Below are 26,652 nucleotides of genomic sequence, written 5' to 3'. Positions count from 1 at the left end.
CGGAGGTAGACACTACATCGACTCACTTATGCTGACCAAATGACCGCCCGCCTGCGCCCCCTGATGGCCGATCTGCCGGCCTACACCCCCGGCAAGACGGTGCCCGGCGCGATCAAACTGGCCAGCAACGAGACCGTGCACGGCCCGCTGCCCAGCGTGCGCGCCGCGATCGACGGCGCGGTCGACACCCTCAACCGGTACCCGGACAACGGCTACGCCGCGCTGCGGGCCCGGCTGGCCACCCACATCGGATCCCCCGGCATCACCGCCGAGCACATCGCCGCCGGCTGCGGCTCGGTCAGCCTGTGCCAACAACTGATCCAGATCACCGCCGGCGTCGGCGACGAGGTGATGTTCGGCTGGCGGGCCTTCGAGGTGTACCCGCTGCAGGTGCGGGTCGCCGGGGCCACCCCGGTGCCGGTGCCGCTGCGCGAGCACATCCACGACCTGGACGCGATGGCCGCCGCGGTGACCGAGCGGACCCGGCTGATCTTCATCTGCAACCCGAACAACCCGACCTCCACCGTCGTGGACCCGGTGGCGCTGGAGCGCTTCGTGGCCGCGGTGCCCGGCGACGTCGTCATCGCCATCGACGAGGCCTACATCGAGTACGTGCGCGACGGCCTGGTGCCCGACAGCATCGGCCTGGTGCACCGGCACCCCAACGTGGTGGTGCTGCGGACCTTCTCCAAGGCCTACGGGCTGGCCGGCGCCCGGGTCGGCTACGCCGTCGGGCAGCCGGATCTGATCGCCGCGCTGAGCAAGGTGTACGTGCCGTTCACCGTCAGCAGCCTGGCCCAGGCCTCCGCGATCGCCTCGCTGGACGCGGCCGACGAGCTGATGGCCCGCACCGATGCCGTCGTCGCCGAACGCCGACGGGTCAGCGCCGAGCTGCGGGCGCTGGGCTACCGGCTGCCCGAGGCGCAGTCCAACTTCGTCTGGCTGCCGCTGTCCCCCGAGCAGACCTCGGACTTCGTCACCCGCTGCGCCGAGCAGGCCCGGGTGCTGGTCCGCCCGTACGGCACCGACGGGGTGCGGGTCAGCATCGGCGCGCCGGAGGAGAACGACGCCTTCCTGGCCTTTGCCCGCAGCTGGATCTAGCCGGGGTTCCGGCCGCCGGCGCGGCGGGCAGGGACTACTGTCCCGAGCATGAGTGAAGCCGCCAACAGCTACGCCTCGGTCACCGTCGACGTCCGCGACCACGTCGCCCTGGTCACGCTGATCGGGCCCGGCAAGGGCAACGCCATGGGCCCGGACTTCTGGCGCGAGCTGCCCGAGGTGTTCGAGGCCCTGGACGCCGACCCGGCGGTCCGGGCCATCGTGCTGACCGGCTCGGGGCCCAACTTCAGCTACGGGCTGGACGTGGCGGCGATGGGCGGCGCACTGGCCGGGGTGCTGGCCGAGGGCGCCCAGGCCGGGCCGCGGCTGGACTTCCGGCAGCACATCCTGGCGATGCAGCGGGCCACCAGCGCGGTCGCCGACACCCGGACCCCGGTCGTCGCCGCGATCTCCGGCTGGTGCATCGGCGGCGGCGTCGACCTGATCGCCGCCGCGGACATCCGCTACGCCAGCTCCGACGCCAAGTTCTCCGTCCGCGAGGTCAAGCTGGCCATCGTCGCCGACATGGGCAGCCTGGCCCGGCTGCCGCAGATCCTGTCCGACGGTCACCTGCGCGAACTGGCGCTGACCGGCAAGGACATCGACGCCGCACGCGCCGAGAAGATCGGCCTGGTCAACGACGTCTACCCGGACCAGCAGGCCTGCCTGGACGCCGCGTTCGCGACGGCCACCCAGATCGCCGCCAACCCGCCACTGACGGTGCGCGGGGTGATGGACGTGCTCGACGAGCAGCGCACCGCCGCCGTCGCCGCCAGCCTGCGCTACGTGGCGACCTGGAACGCGGCGTTCCTGCCGTCGAAGGACCTCGGCGAGGGCATCGCGGCGATGTTCGCCAAGCGCCCGCCGAACTTCACCGGCGAGTAGCCGGGGCTCAGGACCCGCCGTACTCCGGCTTCAGCACCCCGGCCAGGGCGCCCAGCGGCACGTGCACCTGCACGGTGCCGCCATCCATCGACCACTGCATGATCTGCGGGTTGTAGTCGACCGGGGTGTCCCGCGGCACCGGGTAGTCCGGCAGGTACAGGATCAGCTCGTCGGGGGTCAGCGCCCAGGCCCGGTAGGCCCCGGAGAACACCTTGTCCGGCGTCCAGCGGTCCGCGACGAACGGGTACGTCCCCGGGGTGTGCCCGGGCGGCGCGGCGTCCAGCGCGGGGATCAGGAACGGGTGCACCAGCGGCGGCAGCGTCACCAGCGGGTCCAGGCCCGGCTTCATGATGTCGGCCAGCATCAGCCGGCGGCCCTGGGCCATGTCGAAGGTGAACGTGCGGTAGGCGTTCGCCGGGAACGGGCCGTCGGCGTGGTAGCTCTCGTGGAACACCGTGGACAGCGCCGGGCCGTGCTGGAACGTCTGGAAGTTCTCCTCGGCGAAGCTGTCGGCGGCCATCTTGCCCGCCGCGTCCCGCCAGTTGTTCATCAGGTTGCGCAGGTAGTCCTTGAGCACCGTCCCGGTCGTCGGGTTGTCCAGCAGATCGCCCGGCAACGCCAGCTTGATGTCGCGGACCGCCTTGCGCGGCGACGGCGCGGTGGTGTGGCAGTACGCGCCGTCCCAGCCGCCGCCGATCTCCCCGCAGAACGATTCCACCGACGCCGACGCCAGCGGCGCCGAACTCAATGCCGTGGCCACCGTGATGGCGGCCGCTCCGAAAACTTTGCCGATATGCACGCTGTTCAACCCCCTTCGGGCCGGTTAGGGAAGTTCGACCTTGCTGGCCCGCCAGCGGCCGTCGACGTACTTCATGGTCATCTTCATCCGGCTGCGGTCCAGCCGCGGATCCGGCACGTTGGTGTTGGACACCGCCTGGTCGATGAACAGCAGGACCACGCCCTCGCCGTCGCCGACGGACTGCACCGCGGACTCGACCACCTGGCCGTGCGCGGAGGCCTTGTTGTCGACGAGCAGCTGGCGCAGCTTCTCGCTGGACTCCGAATACATGTCCTTGAACTCGCCGGTGGCGCCGTCGAGCACCGCGTCGAAGTTCTCGTTGATGTTGTTGGAGTCGATGCTGGTCAGCACCAGCGCGTACGAGGCGGCCGCCCGGTTGAGCTCCTCGCGTTCCTTGTTGAGATGGTAGCTCTGCCACTGCAGCCAGCCCAGCACGCCGGTGGAGATCAGCAGCGCGGTCACCAGCACCGCCAGCCCGCCGACCAGCAGCCAGCCCTTCAGCCCGCGGGAGGTGCCGGCCGGCTCGCCGCCGACCCAGTCCAGGTCGCCGCCGACCGGCACATCGGCGTCGGCGTACTCGTCGACCTCGGCGTCGGCGGCCTCCTCGGCGGCCTCGATGTCCTCGCCCTCAGCGACATCACCCTCGTCCACCACGCCCTCGGAGACCGGGGGTTCGTCCTTGGAGAGAACCACCTCGACCGTCTCCTCCGCGATGGCCTCGGCGTCCTCGCTCGGTTCGTCGGAATTCTTTTTGGTCGTCACGACCATCAATCATGCTCCTTGCGGATGGGTAACCGAGCCCGCGCTAGCGCGGCGGCTCGATGGGCAGCGTCGGGCCGCCGTAATCGGTCGGCACGGAGTACCGGCCCTTGGGCGTCGGATCCGACTGCTTGCCCAGGTCGGCGCCGACCGGCGGACCGGCGGTGTCGTCCCCCGCGGGCCGCGGCGCGTTCTTGGCACCGCGGATCAGCACGGCCGGATCGTCGTCGCGGCAGTACGTGTACAGGAACGGCTCCGGGTAGTCCGCCGCGGACGGTGGCAGCCGCGGCGTGCCGTAGTCACAGGCGTAGCGCGGGTAGATGTCCAGGTTCACCCAGACGCCGCTGTCGTGCATGGTGGAGCCGATCGCGTCCATCAGCGACCCGCGGTACTCGGTCCAGATCGAGTTCAGCGCCGGCACCCGCAGGTACATCACCTGCGAGATGGTCGCGGTGTTGCCCAGCAACTGCACCATGGTGTCGGAGTTGTCGTTGATCACCGCATCGACCTGGCCGAGGGTGGCCGGGGTCTGGGCCAGCAGCCGGCGGTAGCCGTCGCGCATCTTGTCCGCACCGGTCATGGTGCTGTCGATGTTGTTGGCGGCGGCCTTCAGGCCGGCGTTCTTGTCACCGATCAGATCCAGCGCGATCCGGCTGGTCCGCAGCGTCTTGGAGGTCTCCGGCAGCACGCCGTCCAGCGTCGCCAGCAGGAAGGTGCCGCCGTCGATGATGTCGGCGAGCTTCTCCGGGCCCTCCGGGCTCAGGCTGAGTTCCTTGCGGATGATCTTGGTCTTCTCCACCGACAGCTGGCGGGACAGCCCGTCGCCGTTGGCCAACAGTTCGGCCAGGGTGACCGGCAGGGTCGCCCGGTCGCGGGAGATGACGCTGCCGTCCTCCAGGAACGGGCCGTTGTAGCCGGCGTCGGTGTTCGGCGTGTCGGAGTAGAAGTCCAGGAACTGCTCACCGGCGGCGGACAGTCCGGACACCCGCACCTTGGTCTCGGCCGGGATCTTCACCGCCGATTCCAGCCGGACGTTCGCGTTGACGCCGTCGGGGTCCAGCGTCAGGTCCTCGATCCGGCCGATCTGCACGCCGTGGTAGGTGACGTCCTGGTTGATCAGCAGGCCGCCGGAGCCCTGCAGCTCCACCTTCACGTCGTAGGTCCGCACGAACGGGTTGAACCGCAGCGCGTTGACCATGATCCAGCCCATCGACAGCGCCAGCACCAGCAGCAGTGCGGCCGAGGAGAGCCAGGTCTTCTTCGCGTAGCCGTAGCGGACGGTGCCGACGACGCCGTCGGCGATCTTGCCGATCACTGTCCTGCCTCCGGGGCCGGGCCCGGCCCGGGCGCCGGGGCGACGCCGTGAGCCGGTGCGACGACGGTTTGACCGGGTGCCGGCGCCTCGACGCCGGGCGCCGGGGCAACACCATTGACCGGTCCGACGGCGTCGGCCGGCGGCGCGGGCGCCGGTCCGGGCGGCGGTCCCTGCGGCGCCGGGATCAGCACGTCCGGTTCGGTCGGGCTGGGGATCACCGGAACCTGCGGGACGTCCGGACCCTTGCCGACGATCCGCTCCTGCAGCCGCCACAGCGTGTACTTGAACGCGCCGACGAGCTGCTGGAAGTTATTCCACTTCGGGCCGTGGTAGCCGAGGTCGCCGGGGAACCCGATGTCCGGGATGTGCCCGAGGATCAGCCGGTCGATGCTGGTCCGCACCGACAGCGCGTTGCTCGGCGTGGACTTGATCACCGGCGCCATCAGCCGGTTCAGGCCGTACAGGTCGGTGCCCGGCGCCGTCGCCACGTCGTTCCAGGCCCCGGCGATGGTGGACAGGTCCGCGACCATGCTGCGGCCGCTGGTGTCGGTGCCGCCGATCGACGGGAACTTCTCCAGCTCGCGGGTGGTCGCGCCGGTCAGCACCACCAGGTCCATGATCTGGCTGGTGTTGTCGCGCAGCACCGCGGTGGCCGGGCCGGCCTCCCGCAGCACGTCGGTGATCTCGGTGTTCTTACCCTCGATCGCCAGGGCCAGCGCCTCGGTCTGACCCATGGCCTGCTTGATCTGCCCCGACCGGGCGTTCAGCTTGCCCAGCGTCTGGTTGGTCTGGCTGATCAGGTTCCCGAGCGCCTCGCCCTTGTCCCCGGTCGCCCGGCCGAAACCGTTGACGATGTTGGTCATGTTCTGTATCGCACCGCCGTTGACCAGCAGTGCCGCCGAGCTCAGGATCGATTCGACGGTAGCCGCCGACGCGGTGTCCTTGCGCTCGATCGCGTCGCCGTCCTTGAGCAGCGGGGTACCCGGGGCCGGGTCGGTTGGCGGGTGCAGCGCGACGAAGACGTCACCGAGCGGGGTGGCCGAGCGCAGTTCGGCGGTGGTGCCCTTCGGCAGTTCGACGCCGTCGTCGATCCGCAGCGTGGTGATGGCCTCGTAGTTCTCCGCCCGCATCGATTCCAGTGAACCGATGTCGGCGCCGTTGACCCGCACCTTGGCGTAGGCGGGCAGGTTCAGTGCGTTGTCGAAGGTGGCGTTGATCAGGTAGCCACCGCCGCTGGTCATGCCGGGCCGGGGCAGCGGCATGCTCTCGATGCCGCCGCAGCCGGCGGTGGAGACGCAGACCCCCGCCACCAATGCTGCGATGGCGACCCGGTTCCGGCGGCCGGCGACCGCGCGCCGGGCCATCACTTCTGCCCCATCATTGACATTCCGTCCAGAACATAGGTCAGGCCGAAGTCCGGCCCGAAGTCGGCGATCGTTCCGGTACTGCAGCCGAGCTGGCGAAGCCGCAGGATGTTGCACATCTCCTTGATGTGCTGGGTCTCGAACAGCACCCGATCGGTCATCAGGCGAATCCGCAGGTTGCCGTTCTGCCGGTCGATGGTGTTGTAGACGTTCTCCAGGGTCAGCGGCAGCACGTCGAGGAACTCCTCCAGCTCCCGCTTGCGGAAGACCGTGGTGTCGGCGATGACGTCACCGTTGTTGACGATCGTCTTGATGTGCTCGCGGTTGTTGGCGATGATCTCGGCGGCCTGGGTCAGGACGTCGTTGATCTTGCGACCGGTGGTGCCCGAACCCAGGTCCTCGTCGGCCAGGATGTCGGTGAGCTGGCGGACCGACGAGCCGAACTGGCGCAGCAGCGCATCGTTGTCGTTGGCCGCGCTGAACAGCGAGTTCACGTTCTTGACGATGGTCTGGGTCTGTTCCTTGGTCTGCCCGCCGCGGTCGCCCGACAGCCGCAGCGCGGTGGACAGCTCCCCGAGCGCCGACTTGATCTTCTCGCCGTTGCCGTCCAGGACGGCCGCGGTGTTGTTCACCACGTCGTACACCGGTCCGGTGCCGTCGGGGTTGCCGGCCAGCGAGGCGGCCAGCTTGTCCAGCGTCGCGAGGACCTCGTTGAACTCGACCGGGACGTGGGTCCGGCTCATGTCGATGGTGTCGCCGTCGGCCAGCGTCTCGCCCGCGGTGTAGACCGGGGTGAGCTCGATCTGACGGTCGGTCAGGATCGCGGTCTGCAGCGTGACCGCCTCGACGTCCTTGGGCAGCTTCACGTCGCCGTCGACGGTGAACTTGACCTCGACGTAGCCGTTGCGCGGGTTCACCTCGGTGACCCGGCCGACCGGCATGCCCAGCACCGAGACGATGTTGTCGACGAACACACCCGAGGCGCTGGCGAAATTGGCGGTCAGGTGCATGGTGTTCACCCGGTCGCGGACCTCTTTGATCACCACGCCGACCACCACCAGGGCGACCACCGCGATCAGCGCGGCGATCACCGTCAACCGCTTGCGTCCGCTACTCATTTGCAGTCCTTGAAGTACTGGATCATGCCGAACTGCTTGGCCCGACCGCTGATGGCGCACATCCAGGAGTCATTCATGATGCCGTTGGAGATGTTCAGGTCGATGGCGTTGCCGGTTCCGGTGGAGTTGGCCAGGCCGCGGACCGTGACGGGGGCGATCTGCAGGATGTTGCTGAGCATGTCGTCGTGCTGGGCGAGCATCCCGGTCAGGCTGTCCAAATCGGCGAGCAGCTTCTCCAGCGGCGCGCGGTTACCGATCACCGTGGAATCCAGCGTGGTCATCAGCTTGGTCAGCGAGGACATCATGGCGTGGAAGGCGGCCCGGCGGGCCACGAACTCACCGACGAACTCCTGACCCTGCCGGACCAGGTTGCCGATGTTGGCCTGCTGGCTGCGCAGCGTGTTGGTGACCGTCTGGGTGGTCTTGAGCAGCGAGCCGATCTGGTCGCGGCGGTCTCCGATGATCCCGGACAGGGTGTGGATGTTGTCCATCGCCTGCGGCACCACCGGCGGCAGCGTCTTGAGCTGCTTGCCCAGCACGCCGATCGACTGGGACAGCTGCTCGGTGTTGAAGTCCTGGTAGTTGTGGGTGATGTCGGTCAGCGCCGCCTGCAGGTCGTAGGGCGGTTCGGTCTGCTCGATCGGGATGTTGCCGTTCTCCAGCTCACCCTCACCGGCGGGCTCCAACGACAGGTAGCGGGCACCCAGGATCGTGGTGATCTTGATGATCGCCCGGGTGTCCTTGCCCAGCTTGACGTCGTCGCGAACCTTCAGCTTGGCCTCGACGTGGTCGCCCATCAGCTTCATCGACTTCACGTTGCCGACCTCGATGCCGGCCACCGTGATCGGGTTGCCGGGCATCAGCGCGCCCGCCTGGCTGAACTGCGCGGTGATGGTCCGGTAGCCCAGGCCCAGCGCGCCGACCAGCAGCATGGCCCCGACCAGCACTCCCGTCACGCCCAGCGCGATCAGGCCGAGGACCGTGCGGTTGCGGTCCTCCAGGGTCTTTTCCCTAGCCATTGGCCATGCTCCTGCACCTCGGCGTGTACATCGCCTTGCTGCCCGGGGTGGCGGCGTTGACGACGATGGGAACGATGTCGTTGAACCCGGGCATGAACCCGGTCAGGTTCAGGTCGCAGGCGTAGATCTGGGCGAACGCGCCCTCACCGGTGAACCGGGCCAGGCCCTTGAGCATCAGCGGCAGGTTCGCGCCGGTGAACGCCAGCTGCGGCTCGATGGAGACCATGTGGCTGACGAAGCCGGGCTCGCGGCCGATCAGCTGGTCCAGATCCGGCTGGACATTGCTGCTGGCGATCCCGATTTCCTTGACCACCCGAGAGATCGACCCCATCGAATCGCGCAGCTGCGGGCGCCGGCCGTTGAAGTTCGACACCACCTGGTTGGTCTGCTTGATGACCTTGTCCAGGTCGGCGTTCTGCCCGGCGATGTTGCCGACCACCTTGTCCAGGCTGGTGATCACGCCGCCGAGAGATTCGTCCTTGCCGGCGAACGTCTCGGCGATTCCGGAGGTCTGGGTGACCAGCGCGGTGATTGAGCCGGTGTCGCCCTGCAGGGACTGGATGATGCCCTGGGTCAGGTTCTCCGCGGCGTCGGTGTCCAGCGTGGCGAACAGCGGCTGGTAGCCGTTGAGCAGGTTGCCGACGTCGAACGACGGGTCGGTCTGTGCCAGCGGGACCACGAATCCGGGCTCCACCGGGGCGGTGTCGCCGATGCCGCCGCGGGTCAGGCCGAGGAACCGCTGGCCGACGATGTTCTGGTACACGATCGAGGCGACCGTGTTGCCGTAGAGCTTCTGCTCCTCCTGGACCACGAACCGGACGTTGGCCTTGTCGCCGTCGAGTTCGACCTTCTCCACCCGGCCGACCCGGACGCCGGCCATCCGGACGTCGTCGCCCTCGCGCAGGCCGAACACGTCGGAGAAGACGGCGCCGTACTCCTGGGTCTTACCGGCGATATCCCGGCGCAGGGTGACGTAGACCGTGTAGCTCAGGCCCATCGCGATGACCATAAAGAGGGCCAAACCCACGGCCGTCCCGCGGAACTTCATCGGGGGCCCTCCTCGGAGGTGGCGGAGACGTTGACGGTGGTGCCCCGGACGACCGGACCCATCAGCAGCTGGGTGGCCGGGGTGGCGATGTCCCCGGTCAGCACGCTGAGCTGGGTGCGCTCCTGCGGGCTGCCGACCGGGCCGACGTTGCCGCCGTAGGACGCGGGCGCGGCCTCAGCGGGGAAGCCCGCCGGTGCCGGTGCCGGGCCGGGCGCCGGAGCGGGTCCGGGTGCCGGGCCGGGCGGGGGTCCGGGATGCAGCCAGGACGGTGCCACCGGCGCGACCGGGGCCGTCGGGCCCAGCGGCGGCGGCGGGCCGTTCTGCGGGTTGGCGGTGAACGGCACCGCCGGGGCGGGCGTGAAGCCCGGCGGCAGCGGCGGGTTCGGGTCCGCCAGGTTCGGGTTGGGGTTGATCAGCGGCGGGCCGACGGCAACCAGGTTGCCGTTCTCCCCCACGATGGTGCCCGGCGGTGGCGCCAGGTCCTTGGGCGGCTGGTAGTTCTGCGGCAGCAGCGTCTGCGGCAGGTCCGGGCGCACCGGGATGGTCGGCGCGGTGAAGCAGCTGTTGCCCTTGAGCTCACCGTAGGTCGGGCAGTCGGCCCGGGAGTAGGTGTAGGTCGGCGTCAGCGACAGGTTGACCCGCTGGTTGACGATGTTGTACTCGTGGATCCAGGCCTGGTCGAAGAACTTTTCCGACACCTGGTTGAGCTTCTGGAAGGCCGGCACGAAGTGCTCGGACTTCTGCGCGAGCACCCCGAACACCGGGGTCAGGTTGCCGGTGATCTGCACCATCTGGTCGCTGTGGTTGGCGATCGAGGTCTGGACCAGCCCGACGCTGCTCAGGCCGGTGGACAGCAGGTTGGACAGCTGCGCCTTCTGCTCGACGAACACCTGCATCGGGCGGATCGCCTTGTGCAGCGAGTCGACGAGTTCGGGAGCGGTCTGCTGCAGCCCCTCGGTGGCGTTGATCAGTGCCGACAGCGTGGTGTCATCCGGCTCGGGGGCGACGATGCCGTCGAGGTCCTCAAGGATCCGCTGCAGCTGCGCGCCGGCGGTCAGCAGCTTGGGCCGCTTGTTCTGGGTGGCGACCTGGACCGCCTCCAGCACACCGATGGTGCGGTCCTCGCGGTCGCGGCCGGTGGCCGCCAGCATGTCCCGGATCTTGCTGATCGTGGTCTGGAACAGCACCGTCGGCAGCTCGGTGTTCTCGGTGATGTGGTCACCGGAGCGCAGGGCCGGGCCGCTCTGGTCGCCGCCGACCAGTTCCATCGCCGACACCGCGAACACGTTGGCCGGGATCACCCGCGCGGTCACCGACGCCGGGATCAGGCCGGCGTGCCGCGCATCGATGTTGACGTTGACGTAGTTCGGGTCGCCCCCGGTCGCGGGGATGACGTTCTTCACGTGGCCGACGATCATCCCGTGGTACTTCACGTCGGACTCCGGCGGCAGGCCGTCGCCGACGTTCACCATGTTCGCGACGATCTGGGTGTAGTTCTCGAACTTTCCGCTGGAGCGCAGCGCCAGCAGGAAGATCGTCAGCGCCAGGACCAGGAAGAACGCCACACCGGCGAAAAACAGTTGGCGAGCACTGAACCCGCGCCCGTCGGTATCGAATGATTGCGCCATCTAGCCACCGAACCTCACGCCGGAATCGATGCTCCACAGCGTCATGGTGAGCATCATGTTGACGACGATGACCACCACGATGGCGGCCCGCATGGCGTGGCCGGCGGCCACACCCACACCCTCCGGGCCGCCACTGGCGTAGAAGCCGTAGTAGCACTGCACGGTGGAGGCGATGAACACGAAGATCACGCACTTGAGCACCGAGTAGAAGACGTCGGTGCCGGTCAGCATGAGCGTGAAGTAGTGCATGTAGGACCCGGTGGAGCCGCCGCTGATCACCGCGACGACGGTCTGGGTGGTCAGATAGCTGGTGGCCAGGCAGAGCACGTACAGCGGGATGACGGCGATGATCGAGGACAGCAGCCGGGTGGTCACCAGGTACGGGATCGGGCGGATCGCCAGCGCGTCGAGCGCGTCGATCTCCTCGGCGATGCGCTGGGAACCGAGCTGCGCGGTGAACCGGCAGCCACCCTGGGTGGCGAAGGCCAGCGCCGCCGCGATCGGGGCCAGCTCGCGGGTGTTGACCAGCGAGGAGATGACGCCGGTCGCCGGGCCCAGGCCCAGCAGGTTCAGGAAGTTGTAGCCCTCGATGCCGACCAGCGCGCCGACGGTCATGCCGAGCACGACGGCGACGCCGGCGGTGCCGCCGCCGACCACCAGCGAGCCGTTGCCCCAGGCGATGTCGGAGAGCAGCCGGATGAATTCCTTGCTGTAGCGGGTCAGCGCCAGCGGGATGCCCGCGAGCGCCTGCCCGAGGAAGACCATCATGTGGCCGACCCGGGCGATCGGATTGACGACGCCGTCGACGGCCTGGGTGAAGATCCGCCGGACCGGGAAATATGTTGACGCGGTCATGTCACAGGCCCGTTCTCGGGAACATCATGATGTACAGCTGGCTGATCGCGACGTTGACCACCATCAGCACCAGGATCGACTCCACCACCGCCGCGTTCACCGAGTTCGCGACGCCGGTCGGACCGCCCTTGGTACTCAGCCCCTTCTGGCAGGCGATGATCGCCACGATCGCGCCGTAGATGACCGCCTTGATCATCGCGACGACCATGTCGTCGGTCTTGGTGAAGGCGGCGAACGTCGACACGAAGCTGCCGGGCGCGCCGTTCTGGAAGTACACGTTGAACAGGTAGCTGGCCAGGAAGCCGACGAAACAGACCACCCCGGTCAGCGCGATGGCGATCATGATCGAGGCGGCGAACCGGGGCACCACCAACCGGCGCAGCACCGAGACGCCCATGACCTCCATGGCGTCGATCTCCTCGCGCATCTTTCGGGAGCCGAGGTCGGCGGTGATCGCGGAGCCGACCGCGGAGGCCATCAGCACCGCGGAGACCAGGGAGGCGGCCTGGCGGATGACGACCAGGCCGCTGGCCGCGCCGGCCAGCGACGTCGCACCGACCTGGCCGGCCAGCAGGGCGAACTGGACCGACAGGGTCACGCCGATCGGCAGCGCCACCAGGATGGTGGGCAGCACCGAGGTGCCGGCCATGAAGGCGCCCTGCCGGACGAACTCCTGCCACTGGAACTTGCCGGTGAACAGGTCGACGAAGAAGTACTGAATGGTGCGAACACCGAGGACGAACTGGTCTCCGACGGTTTCGATGGAGGCCATCGGGTGCCGCTTGACCCAGCCGGTGCTCCAGTCCTCGATGGCCTTGACGCCATCGCTGGATTTCTTGGGCGCCTCTTCGGCCGGCGGCTCACCCGCGGGGCGCTCGTCCTGGATCGTCATCGGGGGTAATCCTCTGGGCGGGCGGGGCAGATCGGGGCCTTGCGGCATCCGGGTACGAGGTCGGAGCTGACAAGTTCGCCGCAGCGGCGCATAGTCACCGGTCCTCCCACTGCCGTCGGGTCGTCTCTAGTTGGCCAGGAACCTATCAGCAATCAGATCGTCACCGTTCGAAAACGGCGGGTAGACCTGAACAGAGACGTCATGGGTTCGCAAATTCCGCCAGTAACCTACCGCACAGTAGCGCAAGAGGTGTGACGACCCTAACCGAAGACGCCATTACGCTTTGCCGGGGTTCCGTAAATTTTCGCCGGTCAACCGATGTTTCGGCGCGACCGAAAGTCGCACCGTAAGTGCGCTTTTCATCGCCGGAGACCGGTCCGGCGGAGGATTTTCGGGGCGACGGCCGTTTCCGGCCGGGTGCACCGAGGGGGGTTGCCCGACGGCTCGCTGCGGCCCCCGCGACGGCCCGAAAATCCGTTGCAAACGGCAATATCGGCGGCAGACTCCGCAAACTCTTTTGCCGCGCGGGCACCGACGCCGCCCCAGCGGCGCCGGTCCCGCGCCGGTAATCACATCCGAAACTCCCGCCCCGGGCGTCCATCCGGAGCGGGCCGCGCCGCGGCCGGAAGCGGCCCCGCCCGGAGGCGGGGCCGCTTCACGTCGGGGTCAGGCCGCGTCGTTGCTCGCACTCTTCTTGACGCTGCGCTTGAGGTCCCGGGTGCTGGGGGTGCTGTCGGAACTGTCGGCCGACTGCTTGGCCGAAGTGCTCTGCGCCGACGTGTCGGCGGTTGACTTGTCCGCGGTGGACGTTTCCGACGTGACGGCATCGGAGGCCGCCTTCTTGTTCGACTTCTTGAACAGGTTGCCCCGGATCGTCTTACCGAGGTTGGACACCTTCTCCTTGACCTGGGTGCCGCCGTCCTTGAGGGCGGCCGCGAGCTTGCTGCCCGGGGGGTTCCGCTTGACCGCGGGGCCCTCGTCGGCCTTGCTCAGGGCGGTCAGGGTGTCATCTGCGGATTCCTTGACCTTCAGCTGATCGGCCGGGTCGGAGGCATCCGGGTCGGCCGCGGGGGCGGTCAGCTCGGATTTGGCCGACAGGTCCACCGTCGGGGTCTCCGGGTCTGCCAACGAGGCGGGCAGCTCCGCCGGGCCCTGCGGGGCCGCCAGCGCGGCCGGGGACTCCAGGATGTCCGGCGCCGACGGGAGTTCCATCTCGTCGAGCGGGTTGCCCGTGCCGTCCCAGCCGAGCGCACCCGAGACCATCTGGGACAGGTTGACCAGGGCGCCGATCGGGCCGACGGGCTTTCCGGGGATGTCGAGCTTGCCGCCGAAGAGGCCGACGCTGAGACCCAACGAGTTGAAGATCGAACCGCCGATGCCCTGGTCGTACTCGAGCGCCGGCTCCCCTCCTTCCGGGCCCAGCGCGGTGCCGCCCGGTGTGAGCAGGCCGCCGAAGGCCAGGCTCAACGAATCGATACTGATGCCCTCCGGCATTGGCAGGGCGCCGGAGATCACCGGCAGCAGCCCATCGAGGTTCAGCGTGGCACCGTTGAAGAAGGCGCCGGCCGCGTTTGCCGGCATGGCCACCAGTTCCTGCAGCCCGGCCACCGGGTCCTCGGCGTCTGCCAGCGCCGCAAAACTGTTGGCGATCGCCACCAGCGGGCTGATGACCGGCCCGACCGAGCCGATGAGCACCCCACTGAGCGGCGAGGCCAGGAAGTTGACCGCCTGGGTGATCAGCCCGGTCGTGGTCGGATCCCCCTCCGGAAGGAACATCGGCAGCAGTGCCGCGAATACTGCGTGAAATGCGTCGTTGCTCTGCGTGAGCGGATCCATCGTCTCCGGATCGGGCTTGACGCCCAGGAACGTGGCGGTTTCGAACGCCTTCTGCAGGTTGTCGCCGACCTGGGTGGCGATGTCCGTGATGCTGGCCGGATCGTCAAGCACCTGACTCAGGTGGGCGAGCTGGTTGACGATCAGCTGCTGCAGCACCGGCCCGGGCCCCTGGAAGAAGGTCTGGCCGAGGACCGTGGCATTGGCGGAGGACTCGTTGATGAGGTCCGTCCACGGGCCGATCGGGTCGACGGCCGCGGACAGTGCGACCTGTTGCTGTGAAACAGCTATGTCGGTTGGCGGCGGCGCCACCGGCGTGACGGCGATCAGGCTGGCACCCACCAGGGCTTCCCCGGCGGTCGTGTACGGGCGGATTCTCGATTCCATCTCAGGCTCCTAGTGACGTGGACAACAACTCACGTAGATGGAGTTACCTAAGAGTTACCTGAATGATTGCTGATTCAAACAATTTGTTTGAAAACGGAAGGATTTCGTCGCGGGAGGGCCTAAAAGCAACGTTCATAATGGTCAAAGCGCTTCACAGAGCACCATCCCGCGGTCACCCCTGAGTGATCGCGCAGAGAGATGGTTCGACGCGGGCTGAGAAACTCCTGAGTGTGACTGGAACGGTGAAGCTAGTTGCTTTCGCAAGCAACTACTATTTGGGCGCACATGTCCAGACCCCGACGGGGTGTCGGCACCGGATCGCCGGCGCCGATCGAGGTGCCCTGTGACGGCCTTGCGCTGACGAGGTGCCACGGCATTCGCCATCCCCTCAGGGCCGCTCAGGGTGGCCGAATTTCCGATCCCGACCCAGCGTGCCGCCGCTTAGGCTGGCCGGGTGACCGCACAATCACAGCTCAACGGTCTGGTGATTCTGTACGCCTACCTGCAGCGGATCTTCGTGTACGACATGGTGCTCGCCACGATCCCCGGGGATCCGCCGCGGCTGCCGGCACCAGACACAGCCAACCTGCTGGACCGGACCTCCGCCGCGATCGGGCGATGTGACCCGAGGGCCGGGCTTCCCGCCGACACCGTCGTCGACATGGACGCGGTGCTCGCAGCGGCCTCCGACGCGATGGCCGCCCGGGTGGCCCGGCCCAATGCTCCGCAACGGGAGCGGATCGCGGCGATCGCTGGTGACCGCTTCCACCACCGGCACCTCGTCGAGGGCCTGGTGTTCTGGGGCGACCGATATCAGCCCGAGACCGCCGACCGGTACCGGCAGCAGCTCCTCTCCACCCGCGCCGCGGCCCAGGACCTGACGGCGCTGGTCGCGCGCGCCGCCGACGGTCCACTGCCCGCCAGCGATCTGGCGCAGATCGACACCTGGTATGAGTCCGTGGTCGCGACGGCCGGAAACATCCCCAAGGATCTCGCGTTGATTGCCCGCCTCATCCACAGTCAGCCCTGATCACCCAGCACCTTCACAGCGCCGCACAGTGAGTCCCATGCTGGACACCATCCTGACGATCGTTGGGTTCGTCACCGTCTCGGCCGGGGGCAAGCCGTCGCTGAGCGGCTGACTGCCCCCCGACAACAGGTCCGTTAGGGTCGGCGCATGGCTGCTGGACGCAGCCCGAAGGCGGAGCCGGCGCGCAGATGGTCCGCGAGCGCGGTCGGGCAGACGGGCTCCCCAGCCTGCTCGCAGACGAGGTTCCGTTCCCCGTCGGCGACGATCCCGACGCCGCGGCGCGGCACGTGGCATACGAGATCGGCGCGGTGGTGGCCGCGGCCACCGGTGGCCGGCTCATCCACCTTGTTCCTGTCGGCGGCGGCACCTACGCCGTACTTCTCCTCGGTGAGTGTGGTCACCTAACTTGGCCCCACTTCGGTCGGTGTTCTTCACCAATTTTGGCCCCGGTGGGTTGGTGAGCGTTTCCGGCCGGGTGGGGCGGTGTGTCGTCACGAATTTTGGCCCCACCCTCGTTCAGATCGTTCCTGTCGCCCGTCGTCCCTGGCGGTCGCGGTCAGGGAAGGTCGGTCAGGATGCGGTCACGGGTGGAACTGTTCGAGAAGATCAGGAGGGACCGGCGGCGCGAGGGCCTGTCGATCCGCGAGTTGGCGGATCGTCATGGCACCCATCGCCGCACGGTGCGTCAAGCACTCGCTGATGCGGTGCCCCCGCCGCGCAAGGCTTACCCGGCGCGGCCCCGGCCGGCGATCGATGAATGGGTGACGGTGATCGACCCCTGGCTTATCCCTGATAGGCAGGCTCCGCGCAAGCAACGCCATACCGCCCGCCGGATCTGGCAGCGGCTGGTGGCCGAGCATGGGGCCACATGCTCGGAGGTGACGGTGTCGCGTTACGTCGCGCGTCGCCGGGTTGAGCTGGGGCTCGACCACCAGGAGGTGTCGGTCCCGCAGACCCATGTGGCCGGCGCCGAGGCCGAGGTCGACTTCGGGGAGTTCTACGCCACGATCACCGGTCTGGTGGTGAAGTGCTGGATGTTCGTGATGCGATTGTCCTACTCGGGCAAAGCGTTTCACGTTGCATTTGCCACCCAGGCCCAGGAGGCGTTCCTGGAGGGCCACGCGCTGGCCTTTGAGTACTTCGGCGGGGTGCCGGCCCGGATCCGCTACGACAACCTCAAACCCGCAGTCATCCGGGTCCTCAAGGGCCGTGACCGCACCGAGTCTGAGCGGTTCACCGCGCTGCGCAGCCACTACGGATTCGACTCGTTCTTCTGCCGCCCGGGCATCGAGGGAGCCCATGAGAAGGGCGGTGTGGAGGGCGAGATCGGCCGCTTCCGGCGACGCCACCTCGTCCCAGTCCCCACGGCCGCTTCCCTGGGTGAGCTCAATGAACTGATCACGGTCGCCGACATCCTCGACGACGATCGGGTGATCACTGGCCGTCCGATCACCGTCGGGGCGGCGTTCGCCGCCGAAGCCGTCGCATTGATGGAATTGCCGGCCGAGGAGTTCGACTGTGCGAAGCTGCTGCACGCCCGTGTCGACAATCGGGCCAGAGTGTCTGTGCGGCAATGCTTCTACTCCGTCCCGGCCCGCTACGCCGGGCGACGTCTGCCGGTGCGCCTGGCCGCACGGACCGTCGAGATCTATGACGGGCCCCGGCTGGTGGCATGCCACGAACGTGCGGCCGGACGCTACGTCGAAGTCCTGTGCCTGGATCACTATCTGGAGGTCCTCAAGACCAAACCCGGCGCCCTGCCCGGGGCGACTGCTCTGGCACAGGCCAAGGCCCGCGGTGTGTTCACCACCAGCCACCAGTCCTACTGGGATGCCGCCCGCACTGCCCGCGGTGATGCCGCCGGAACCCGCGCTCTGATCACCATCCTGCTGGCGCACCGCACCATAGCCGCCGCCGCACTGGTCACCGCGATGGACCGAGCGGTCGCCTCGGGATGTCTGGACCCCGAGGCGGTGATCATCGACGCTCGCCGTGAGGCCACCCCGTTGGTCGCCGTCGCCGCGATCGGCGCCCTGGCCCGCTACGACCGGCCCGCACCCTCACTGGCCGACTACGACGACCTGTTGACCGGAAGTGATTCATGACCACCACCAAAACCCCGGCGACCGCTGACGCGGCCGCGCAAGCCTCCATCGGTGCCGCCGCCCGCGAACTACACCTACCCACGGTGCGCACCGAAGCCACCCGACTGGCCGAGATCGCCCACCGGGAACGCCACACCCATCTGCACTACCTTGCCGAAGTACTGGCCGCCGAGGTCGACGACCGCACCGAACGGCGCCGTGCCCGCCGCATCAACGACGCCAAGTTCCCCAGACTGAAACGGTTGGCGGAGTTCAATATTGACGCCGTTCCCAGCATCACACCCGCGCTGCTGGGGCAACTGGCCGCCGGGCACTACATGAACGCCGGCGAGCCGGTCGTGCTGCTCGGGGACTCCGGAACCGGCAAATCCCACCTGCTCATCGGGCTAGGGCTGGCCGCCTGCGAACAGGGCCGCCGAGTCCGCTACATCACCACCGCGCAACTGGTCAACGAACTCGTCGAAGCCGCCGATGACCACGTCCTCTCCCGGGTCGTAGCCCGCTACGGACGCCTAGATCTGCTCTGCCTCGATGAACTCGGATACGTCCAACTCGACCCTCGCGGAGCAGAATTGCTCTTCCAGATCATCACCGAACGCGAAGAACGCGCCTCCGTGGCGATCGCCACCAACCTGCCCTTCAGCGAATGGGGCACCGTCTTCCCCGACCCACGCCTGGTCGCCGCCATCGTCGACCGCGTCACCTTCAACGCCCACATCCTCGAAACCGGCACCAAGTCCTACCGACTACGCACCAGCAAAACCGCCACCCAAGCCAGACGCGCCAACTAACCGAAGGAGGGGCCAAAATTCATGACGACGGTGGGGCCAAATCACTTGACGAAACGCACCTCGGCGACCTCGACTTCGCTCGGACCAGAATCGATCACCGTTTCCTGGCCAGGGTGCCGGTGGTGCTCGGGGCGCGCATAACCGAGGACCATCGCACCGCGGTGCACGGTCTCGCCACGATGTCCGGGTGGACCATCCACTGGGCCGCGGACTGGGGCCGAGCGGAACTCACAGATCCCACTACCGGCAACTCCGCGACCACCGAGTTCGACCAGTGCGCCCGGCTCACCTCGCTGCGGGGTTCGCTGCGCTTATAACGCACCCGCCCACCGACGCCGAACGCGACCTGATCGCCAGGGCGCGGGCCGGTGACTGCCGCGGGTTGTGGCGCAGGGGCGCGGATGCGCGGTGGGAGCAGCTGCCTAGGAGCTGACCCCGTGGCGGTCCAAGTACTCCGTGACAGCTTCGCGCATCAGCTCACTGACTGTGGAACCTGTGTTGGAGGCACGTTCCTCGAGTGCCTCGTCCAGACGGGCAGGCAACCGCAACGCACGCGTCGGACTCGCCCCGCGCGGTTCGCCTCCCCCGCGGGGGCGCCCCATCCGCATTGCGGAGGGGGACACGTAGGGGTCGCCCACCATCTCGTCCCGGCGGGGGGGATTTTCCTCGTAACTCTGCGCCATGGCGGCGTAGTCGTCGCTGGTCAGACCATCTTCTGCCGACATTTCGTTCCTCCTTCTCATGAGCGCTGGTGGTCGACGATCGCGGCGAACAGGCCAGGAGCCAACCTGTCCATGTCCGCCTCGAGTGCAGTTGAACGCCGCAGCAGCATCGCGTGGAACGCGGTCCACGCGTCCTCGTCGGCAAGGTTCGCGATGATCTCCAGCGGCGGCTGGTCATAGATCCGCCCGGCGAACAAGTGGGGATCAGCTCCCGCCCGCCGCGGGGTGAGTCGGATCCGGCACTCCGGATACTCGATGATCGCTCGTATCTCCCAATCTTCGATCCCGTGCCTACGCGCTGCCTCCTCAATACGGATCTCCACCACATAAAGTGTAAACACTTTTGGCGGGGGCGCACATCCCGCGGCGCTTGACGTCCTGTTCGGAGGCACTGAGGTTGAGCACGTGGGGGTAGGGGTCGGGCGCTGACGACGGCCAGACGGCCGGGGTGTCGACGGCGGAGAGCCAAGAGTTGCGTGCGCTGCGTAAGAAGATTCGCGCGCTCGAAGAGACCATCGAGATCTTAGTTTCTGAGCGCCTCCGCGGCGGTGACGACCTTCATGACAAGTCGGCGCTCGCGCTTCTTGACAGGCACGAAGTCGTATCTCTTATAGAACTCAGCAGCTTCGTCGTCAATGGCATCGACCACGATGAGTCGTCCACCACCGATTTCAGCAGCCGCCACAGCTATACCAAGGGCGTCGAGCAGCAGTTGCTCCCCGTACCCCTGCCCAATGAGCGACTTGTCGAGAGCGAGGCGTGCAATCAAGAATCCCGGGATGCGCGAGTAACCACCAGCAAACGAGCCTGTTACCCCGTCCTCAGCGCGCACCACCTCCGTAGGACATATTGCGAAGTAGGCGCACACCTTTGACTCACCAAGCGGCGTCCAGACCTGAACGCGCGCCACACTTCCCGCGTGTACACGATGTGCGTCAGATTGCAGCCAGTTGTTGAGGGAGTCCTTGCCGCAATCGAACCCGGCAAGGATGTGCCCCTCCTCAAGCCGCGAGGACTCGAACTCGGTCATCGCCGGTTGAATACTGCGGGCTTCCGTGCGGCAGAGGAAAGACGGGGAGCCGCATCGGCAACATCGAGTGATGCCATGAGCGCGTCGAACTGCTCTGCGGGCATGACGGTAACCAAGTCCCGTCGCAGCACTTCCTCCGCTCGCGCTAGAGCGGCTTTGCGGACGAACTCCGAGGCAGGCTCGTGAACCACACTGGCCGCGCGTTGGATGCGCTCCAGGGTGTGTTCTGCGGCGCGAATCTCCATTCGCCTGGTCTTCGTGGACAACTTAGAGCACCCCTTTCGGTGGCGTGAGTGGACTGGATACACAAAGTGTACGGTAACTGTCCGTACATCACCACGCCTTACGGGGAGCTACAGAGGCGTCATTTCCGAATCGAGATACCTGGTGCCGCCCGTGTCCGTATCTGTAATCCCACAGGCGTGTGACATTGCGTGACAGGGAAGGGTTCTCGGACTCCTGCCCACGAACCCGAAACCCCTCCTGAACTGCGGTGGCGGAGGGATTTGAACCCCCGGACGGTGTTAGCCGTCTCTCGCTTTCAAGGCGAGTGCATTAGGCCGCTCTGCCACGCCACCGCACGACAGCGTAGCGGTGGTGTGACCGACCGGTGACCGGCGGACCCGGCGCGGCTCAGGTCCGGCCGAATTTGGCCGGCGACCCCGACGTGCGCAGCGCCGAGCCGATCCGCCGGCAGCTCTCCCCCATCGCCGCCATCTGCGGCCGCGACAGTTGGCTGAGAAAGTTCAGCCGAACGGACTCGCTGTAGGTCACCATCGCCTTGGCGACGGTCTCCCGGCCCTCGTCGGTGATCGCGGCCAGCACCCCGCGCCCGTCTTCGGGACTCGACGTCCGCTCGACCAGGCCCAGCCCCTCCAGGCGACGGATTTGCCTGGTCACCCTGCTGGGCAGCGCCAGCAACGCCTCGGCCAGATCCCCCATCCGTAACGAACCGGTCGGCGACCGGTCCAACAATTCGAGCAACCGAACATCGACCAAACCCAGTTTGTGCGTGTCCGCCAGCCCCCGATTCAATGTGGCGTACATCCGTAACGCCGAGTCCAGGTAGTTCTCCCAGGCTCGCTGTTCGGCTATATCCAGCCCCGGCATGTCCCCCGCGGTGCGACCCGCAATGATCCCCTCCATAGCTGCATGATATTTCACGGTGCCGACAACCGAAATACCCATCTGAGCTGGACTACCGTCGGCGACATGCACGCCATCGCCGTCACCGCGCCCGGAGAGCTCGCCTGGACCGAAGCCGCCGACCCCCAACCCGGCCCCGGAGAGGTCCTGATCCGGGTCGCCGCCACCGGCGTGAACCGCGCCGATCTGCTGCAGGCCGCCGGCAAATACCCCCCGCCGCCGGGGGCCAGCGACATCCTTGGCCTGGAGGTTTCCGGCGTCGTCGCCGACACCGGGCCCGGCGTCGACGGCTGGCCGGTGGGCGAGCCGGTCTGCGCGCTGCTGGCCGGCGGCGGCTACGCCGAGTACGTGGCGGTGCCCGCCGGCCAGCTGCTGCCGGTCCCCGACCCGGTGCCGCTGGTCGACGCGGCCGGGCTGCCGGAGGTGGCCGCCACGGTGTGGTCCAACCTGGTCCAGACCGCCGGGCTGCACGCCGGCCAGCTGGTGCTGCTGCACGGCGGCGCCAGCGGGATCGGCACGCACGCCATCCAGGTCGCCAAGGCCCTCGGTGCGCGGGTCGCCGTCACCGCCGGTTCGACGGCCAAGCTCGACGACTGCCGCGCGCTGGGCGCCGACATCGCGATCAACTACCGCGACGAGGACTTCGTCGCCGTGCTGCGGGCCGAGGGCGGCGCCGACGTCATCCTCGACATCGTCGGGGCCTCCTACCTGGACCGCAATGTCGACGCGCTGGCCGCCGACGGCCGGCTCATCGTGATCGGCATGCAGGGCGGGGTGAAGGCCGAGCTGAACCTCGGCAAGCTGCTGGCCAAGCGGGCCGGGGTGATCGCCACCGCGCTGCGCGGACGCCCGGTCGACGGGCCGTCGGGCAAGGCCCGGATCACCGCGGCGGTCACCGAAAACGTCTGGCCGATGATCGCCGATCGGCGGGTGCGCCCGGTCATCGGTGCCCGGCTGCCGCTGGCCCGGGCCGCCGAGGCGCACGCCATGCTGGCCGCCGGGCAGGTGACCGGAAAAATCGTGCTGACGGTGTAGCCGCGGTTCAGCCGAGCGAGGCCAGCACCCGGACCAGCTGATCCACCTCGCCGGTCGTCGAATAGTGCGCCAGGCCGACCGTCACCGCGCCGCCGACGTCGTTGACGCCCAGCGCGTCCAGCGCCCGCGACGGCGCGTTGGCGATGGCGAGGATGCCGTTGTCGGCCAGCCGCGCCGCGACCCGCTCGGCCGGCACGTTCTGCACCGCGAAGCTGACCACCGGGATGCTGTCATCGGGCGCCCCGAGCAGCATCACCAGCGGCAGCGACCGCAGCGAGGCCACCAGGTAGCCGAACAGCTGGCCGAGGTAGTCCGCCGCCGAGCCCATCGAGTAGGCCAGCCGGTCGCGGCGCGACCCGGTGGCCGCCTCGTCGAGGTTCGCCAGGTATTCGATGCTGGCGACCAGCCCGCCGAGCAGCCCGTACTGGTGCACGCCGAGCTCCAGCCGGGCCGGGCCGATGGCCAGCGGGTTCATCGACACCGGGGCGAAACTGCTGATCACCGCCGGATCCCGGAACACCAGCGCGCCGATCGGCGGGCCGCCCCAGCTGACCGCGTTGAGCGCCAGCACGTCGGCGCCGAGCTCGTTGATGTCGATCAGCCGGTACGGCGCGGCCGCGGTGTGGTCGACGATGACCAGCCCGCCGACCTCGCGCATCAGCTTCGCCGGGGTCCGCAGGTCCACCGTCGCGCCCAGGGTCGCCGAGGCGGTCGGCAGCGCGACCAGCCGGGTGGCCCCGGTGATCAGGTCCTCCCACTGCCAGGACGGCAGCTCACCGGTCTCGACGTCAACCTCGGCCCACTTCACCTTGGCGCCGAACCGGTCGGACGCCCGCAGCCAGGGCGCGATGTTCGCCTCGTCGTCGAGCCGGGTGACGACGACCTCGTAGCCCAGGCCCAGCCGGGACGAGGCCACGTCGGCGAGCAGGGTCAACAGCACCGCACGGTCCGCGCCCAGCACCACGCCGGCGGGATCGGCGCCGACCAGCTCGGCGATCGCCACCCGGGCGGCGTCCAGCAGGGTCGCGCTGCGCCGGGCCGACGGGTGCGGGCCCGCGTCGATCGGCGCCGAGGTGCGAAACGCGGTGGAGACCGTGGTGGACACCGCATCCGGGACCAACATGCCCAGCGGGGAGTCCAGCCGGATCCAGCCGTCGCCCAGGTTCGGGTGCAGACCGCGCACCCGGGCGACGTCGAACACCATGGCGGCCACCCCTTCGGATCCGGGTATGCGATGTTGGTTCAGTCCTGAACGCGAACCCTCCCTGAACCGGGATGGGTCACTGGCCAGCCATACTAATGCAGTGAGTTTTTGGGGCCTCCTGCTAGCGGCGCTCGCCGCGGCGGTACTCCCCGGAACCCTGGTCGCCCGCGCCGGCCGGCTCGGCTGGCCGGCCGCCATCGCGGTCGGGCCCGCGCTGACCTACGGCGTCGTCGGCCTGGCCATCATCCCGTTCGGCGCACTGGGCATCGGCTGGAACGCGCTGACCGCGCTGCTCACGCTGGCCGCGGTGACCGCCGTCGCGGCGGCCGGGCCGGCGCTGCGGGCCCGGCTGCGGCGCACCCCCGCCACCGCGCCCGACCCGGCCGAGCGCCGGAGCTCGCTGGGCCCCGCGCTGCTGGCCGGCGCCGGCGTACTGCTCGGGGCGGCGCTGATCGCCTGGGCGGCGTACCGCGGGATCCCGGGCTGGCAGCAGATCCCGTCCACCTGGGACTCGGTCTGGCACGCCAACACCATCCGGTACATCCTCGACACCGGCGACGCCTCGTCGCTGCACATGGGCGAGCTGCGCAACACCGACACCCACGCGCCGCTGTACTACCCGTCGGCGTTCCACGCGCTTGCCGCGGTGCTGGCCCAGCTCACCGGCGCCGCCCCGACCACCGCCTACACCATCAGCGCGCTGGCCGCGGCGGTGTGGCTGTTCCCCGCCGGCGCGGCGACGCTGGCCTGGTGGCTGCTGCGGCCGCGGACCACCGCGTGGCGCGCGGCCGGGGCGGCCGCCACCGCCGGGGCGTTGGCCGCCTCGTTCACCGCGCTGCCCTACGTCGAGTTCGACGTCGCCGCCATGCCGAACCTGGTCGCCTACGGGCTGGCCATCCCCACCACCGTGCTGGTGATGTCGTGCCTGTCCGATCGCCGCCGGATCCCACTGGCCGTGCTCGCGGTGATCGGGCTGTTCTCGGTGCACCTGACCGGCGGGGTGGTGATGGTGACGTTCCTGGCGGCGTGGTGGTGCTGCCAGATCCTCTGGCGGCCGGTCCGCGGCCGGCTCGCCGACGTCGGCACCCTGGCCGCGGTGGCGGTGCCGTCGCTGCTGGTACTGGCCCCGCAGCTGCTGTCGGTGCTCGACCAGGCCGAGGTCATCGCCGGGCACTCCTTCGTCAGCCACCTCGGCCGCAAGCGGGCGCTGTTCAACGCGGTGTTCCTGCACACCCGCCACCTCAACGACTGGCCGATCCAGAACGCGCTGATCGCGCTGGCCGCCGCGGGCGCGGTGGTGCTGATCGTGCGGCGGGTGTGGTGGCCGCTGGCGGTGTGGCTGCTGCTGATCGTGGCGATCGTGCACTCCGCCGCGCCGTTCGGCGGCCCGATCGGCGTGGTGATCGCCCGGTACAGCGACCTGTTCTACAGCGACCCGCGCCGGCTGTCCGCGGTGGTGACGCTGCTGGCGGCGCCGATCGCCGGCATCGGGTTGTTCACCGCGGTGCTGCTGGCGGTGGCGGGGTTGCGGCTGGCGGTGCGCCGGCGCGCCGACCCCGGCCGCCGGTTCTGGATCTCGACGACGGCGGCGATCCTGGTGCTGAGCACCGTCGGACTGGCCGTGCACTACTTCCCCCGCAACAGCTACCTGCTGGGCCAGAAGTACGACGCGGCGATGGTCAAGCCCGCCGACCTGGCGGCGTTCGCCTGGCTGGCCGGCCAGCCCGGGGCCCGCGACACCCTGATCGGCAACGCCAACACCGACGGGACCGCCTGGATGTACGCCGTCGCCGGCCTGCACCCGCTGTGGACGCACTACGACTACCCGGTGCAGCAGGGCCCCGGCTGGAACCGGTTCGTCATCTGGGCCTACGCCGACGACGCCGACCACGACGCCAGGGTCGCCCGGGCCGTCCAAAAATTGGGTATCCGGTATCTACTGCTCAATGACACGGTCGTGCGCGGGTTCGTCATGCCCGACGGGCTAGTGTCGTTGGACCGGTCGGCGTCGTGGGCCAAGATCTACGACAACGGCCACGCCCGCATCTACGAATGGCGCGGAGGAGCACCGCAACCGTGAGCACGAACGACGACCACATCGAGATCATCGGCAGCCCCGACGCCCGGGTGCTGGCCGGCGCCGTCACCGAGGGCGACGACGGGACCTCGGTCACCGACCTGGTGTCCCAGCCGGCCAAGGTGATGCGGATCGGCACAATGATCAAGCAGCTGCTTGAGGAGGTGCGTTCGGCGCCGCTGGACGAGGCCAGCCGCACCCGGCTGCGCGAGATCCACCGGACGTCCATCGCCGAGCTGGAAGACGGCCTGGCCCCGGAGCTGCGCGAGGAACTCGACCGGCTGGCGCTGCCGTTCAGCGAGGAGGCGGTGCCCTCGGACGCCGAGCTGCGGATCGCCCAGGCCCAGCTGGTCGGCTGGCTGGAGGGACTGTTCCACGGCATCCAGACCGCGCTGTTCGCCCAGCAGATGGCCGCCCGCGCCCAGCTCGAGCAGATGCGCCAGGGCGCGCTGCCGCCCGGGGCGATGGGTCCGCGCGGCACCGGCGCGCCCGGCACCGGACAGTATCTGTAG

The 26,652-nt window shown here is 68.6% G+C and carries 26 protein-coding genes and 1 tRNA gene; 8 read left to right on the top strand and 19 right to left on the bottom strand.

The features are described from left to right. Positions 1-39: 39 nt before the first annotated feature. Positions 40-1,101, top strand: a complete 1,062-nt coding sequence (locus G6N10_RS14290) for a pyridoxal phosphate-dependent aminotransferase (protein WP_085095547.1) — start codon at positions 40-42, stop codon at positions 1,099-1,101. 48 nt (positions 1,102-1,149) lie between these two features. After that, positions 1,150-1,983, top strand: coding sequence for a crotonase/enoyl-CoA hydratase family protein (locus G6N10_RS14285; RefSeq protein WP_085095549.1), 834 nt, complete (start codon positions 1,150-1,152; stop codon positions 1,981-1,983). Positions 1,984-1,990: 7 nt separating this feature from the next. Here the strand turns inward: G6N10_RS14285 and G6N10_RS14280 are convergent, their stop codons facing one another. The 11 genes from G6N10_RS14280 to gjpA form a co-directional block, all read right to left on the bottom strand. Continuing rightward, complete coding sequence (locus tag G6N10_RS14280) at positions 1,991-2,791, bottom strand: mannan-binding protein (RefSeq protein WP_275994833.1); 801 nt, start codon at positions 2,789-2,791, stop codon at positions 1,991-1,993. A gap of 15 nt (positions 2,792-2,806) precedes the next feature. Then, on the bottom strand, positions 2,807-3,550 hold the full coding sequence (locus G6N10_RS14275) for an Rv1363c family protein (RefSeq protein ID WP_275994832.1): 744 nt from the start codon (positions 3,548-3,550) through the stop codon (positions 2,807-2,809). Between the two features lie 37 nt (positions 3,551-3,587). After that, the gene (locus tag G6N10_RS14270; protein ID WP_085095551.1) at positions 3,588-4,856 is read right to left on the bottom strand and encodes an MlaD family protein; all 1,269 of its coding nucleotides are present in this window, start codon (positions 4,854-4,856) and stop codon (positions 3,588-3,590) included. Then, on the bottom strand, positions 4,853-6,220 hold the full coding sequence (locus G6N10_RS14265; protein WP_085095553.1) for an MlaD family protein: 1,368 nt from the start codon (positions 6,218-6,220) through the stop codon (positions 4,853-4,855). Before G6N10_RS14265 ends, G6N10_RS14270 begins: the two co-directional genes overlap by 4 nt. Next, positions 6,220-7,338 carry an MCE family protein gene (locus G6N10_RS14260; RefSeq protein ID WP_085095555.1) on the bottom strand — a complete coding sequence of 373 codons (1,119 nt, stop codon included), beginning with the start codon at positions 7,336-7,338 and terminating at the stop codon, positions 6,220-6,222. The genes G6N10_RS14265 and G6N10_RS14260 overlap by 1 nt, the downstream gene beginning before the upstream one ends. Continuing rightward, positions 7,335-8,357 carry an MCE family protein gene (locus tag G6N10_RS14255; RefSeq protein ID WP_085095557.1) on the bottom strand — a complete coding sequence of 341 codons (1,023 nt, stop codon included), beginning with the start codon at positions 8,355-8,357 and terminating at the stop codon, positions 7,335-7,337. The genes G6N10_RS14260 and G6N10_RS14255 overlap by 4 nt, the downstream gene beginning before the upstream one ends. Next, the gene (locus G6N10_RS14250; RefSeq protein ID WP_085095559.1) at positions 8,350-9,405 is read right to left on the bottom strand and encodes an MlaD family protein; all 1,056 of its coding nucleotides are present in this window, start codon (positions 9,403-9,405) and stop codon (positions 8,350-8,352) included. The genes G6N10_RS14255 and G6N10_RS14250 overlap by 8 nt, the downstream gene beginning before the upstream one ends. Further along, positions 9,402-11,033: an MlaD family protein gene (locus G6N10_RS14245; protein ID WP_085095561.1), complete on the bottom strand. Its 1,632-nt coding sequence runs from the start codon at positions 11,031-11,033 to the stop codon at positions 9,402-9,404. The genes G6N10_RS14250 and G6N10_RS14245 overlap by 4 nt, the downstream gene beginning before the upstream one ends. Next, positions 11,034-11,888, bottom strand: a complete 855-nt coding sequence (locus tag G6N10_RS14240; RefSeq protein WP_085095563.1) for an ABC transporter permease — start codon at positions 11,886-11,888, stop codon at positions 11,034-11,036. 1 nt (position 11,889) lies between these two features. Then, entirely contained in the window at positions 11,890-12,780 is an 891-nt protein-coding gene (locus G6N10_RS14235; protein ID WP_085095565.1) for an MlaE family ABC transporter permease, read from the bottom strand. Positions 12,781-13,446: 666 nt separating this feature from the next. Next, positions 13,447-15,000, bottom strand: coding sequence for an outer membrane porin GjpA (gene gjpA / locus G6N10_RS14230; RefSeq protein WP_085095568.1), 1,554 nt, complete (start codon positions 14,998-15,000; stop codon positions 13,447-13,449). A 454-nt stretch (positions 15,001-15,454) separates the two neighbouring features. Here gjpA and G6N10_RS14225 point away from each other — a divergent pair, with 454 nt between their 5' ends. Next, positions 15,455-16,030, top strand: coding sequence for a hypothetical protein (locus G6N10_RS14225; RefSeq protein ID WP_085095570.1), 576 nt, complete (start codon positions 15,455-15,457; stop codon positions 16,028-16,030). A 134-nt stretch (positions 16,031-16,164) separates the two neighbouring features. Here G6N10_RS14225 and G6N10_RS14220 read toward each other — a convergent pair whose 3' ends face one another. Beyond that, positions 16,165-16,431 (bottom strand): hypothetical protein, encoded by a 267-nt coding sequence (locus tag G6N10_RS14220; RefSeq protein WP_085095572.1) that lies wholly within the window; start codon positions 16,429-16,431, stop codon positions 16,165-16,167. A 174-nt stretch (positions 16,432-16,605) separates the two neighbouring features. Between G6N10_RS14220 and istA the strand changes: the two genes are divergently transcribed. Next, positions 16,606-18,135: an IS21 family transposase gene (gene istA / locus G6N10_RS14215; RefSeq protein ID WP_085095574.1), complete on the top strand. Its 1,530-nt coding sequence runs from the start codon at positions 16,606-16,608 to the stop codon at positions 18,133-18,135. Continuing rightward, a complete protein-coding gene (gene istB, locus G6N10_RS14210) occupies positions 18,132-18,926 on the top strand; it encodes an IS21-like element helper ATPase IstB (RefSeq protein WP_085095576.1) in 795 nt (264 codons plus the stop codon). Before istA ends, istB begins: the two co-directional genes overlap by 4 nt. A 422-nt stretch (positions 18,927-19,348) precedes the next feature. Here the strand turns inward: istB and G6N10_RS20740 are convergent, their stop codons facing one another. The 6 genes from G6N10_RS20740 to G6N10_RS14180 all read right to left on the bottom strand — a co-directional run bounded on the left by G6N10_RS20740 (position 19,349) and on the right by G6N10_RS14180 (position 21,824). Then, positions 19,349-19,528: a ribbon-helix-helix protein, CopG family gene (locus tag G6N10_RS20740; protein WP_407664029.1), complete on the bottom strand. Its 180-nt coding sequence runs from the start codon at positions 19,526-19,528 to the stop codon at positions 19,349-19,351. A 137-nt stretch (positions 19,529-19,665) separates the two neighbouring features. Next, the gene (locus tag G6N10_RS14200) at positions 19,666-19,971 is read right to left on the bottom strand and encodes a hypothetical protein (RefSeq protein ID WP_133055131.1); all 306 of its coding nucleotides are present in this window, start codon (positions 19,969-19,971) and stop codon (positions 19,666-19,668) included. A gap of 200 nt (positions 19,972-20,171) precedes the next feature. After that, entirely contained in the window at positions 20,172-20,678 is a 507-nt protein-coding gene (locus G6N10_RS14195) for a GNAT family N-acetyltransferase (RefSeq protein ID WP_085095584.1), read from the bottom strand. Then, positions 20,675-20,923, bottom strand: a complete 249-nt coding sequence (locus G6N10_RS14190) for a type II toxin -antitoxin system TacA 1-like antitoxin (protein ID WP_234810538.1) — start codon at positions 20,921-20,923, stop codon at positions 20,675-20,677. The genes G6N10_RS14195 and G6N10_RS14190 overlap by 4 nt, the downstream gene beginning before the upstream one ends. A gap of 246 nt (positions 20,924-21,169) precedes the next feature. Next, positions 21,170-21,256 (bottom strand) — tRNA-Ser (locus G6N10_RS14185). Between the two features lie 55 nt (positions 21,257-21,311). Then, positions 21,312-21,824 (bottom strand): MarR family winged helix-turn-helix transcriptional regulator, encoded by a 513-nt coding sequence (locus tag G6N10_RS14180; RefSeq protein ID WP_085095588.1) that lies wholly within the window; start codon positions 21,822-21,824, stop codon positions 21,312-21,314. 66 nt (positions 21,825-21,890) lie between these two features. Between G6N10_RS14180 and G6N10_RS14175 the strand changes: the two genes are divergently transcribed. Next, complete coding sequence (locus tag G6N10_RS14175; RefSeq protein ID WP_085095590.1) at positions 21,891-22,859, top strand: NAD(P)H-quinone oxidoreductase; 969 nt, start codon at positions 21,891-21,893, stop codon at positions 22,857-22,859. Between the two features lie 7 nt (positions 22,860-22,866). On the opposite strand, the gene G6N10_RS14170 is transcribed toward G6N10_RS14175, so the two are convergent. Then, the gene (locus G6N10_RS14170) at positions 22,867-24,063 is read right to left on the bottom strand and encodes a cysteine desulfurase-like protein (protein WP_085095670.1); all 1,197 of its coding nucleotides are present in this window, start codon (positions 24,061-24,063) and stop codon (positions 22,867-22,869) included. A gap of 100 nt (positions 24,064-24,163) precedes the next feature. On the opposite strand from G6N10_RS14170, the gene G6N10_RS14165 reads away from it, so the two are divergent. Then, entirely contained in the window at positions 24,164-26,143 is a 1,980-nt protein-coding gene (locus G6N10_RS14165) for a DUF6541 family protein (protein WP_085095592.1), read from the top strand. Continuing rightward, a complete protein-coding gene (locus tag G6N10_RS14160) occupies positions 26,116-26,652 on the top strand; it encodes a bacterial proteasome activator family protein (protein WP_085095594.1) in 537 nt (178 codons plus the stop codon). Before G6N10_RS14165 ends, G6N10_RS14160 begins: the two co-directional genes overlap by 28 nt.

It is taken from the genome of Mycolicibacterium fallax, assembly GCF_010726955.1.
Taxonomy (GTDB): Bacteria; Actinomycetota; Actinomycetes; order Mycobacteriales; family Mycobacteriaceae; genus Mycobacterium; species Mycobacterium fallax.
The sequence above is the reverse complement of the archived record's forward strand: the minus strand, read 5'-3'. Positions and strand labels throughout refer to the sequence as shown.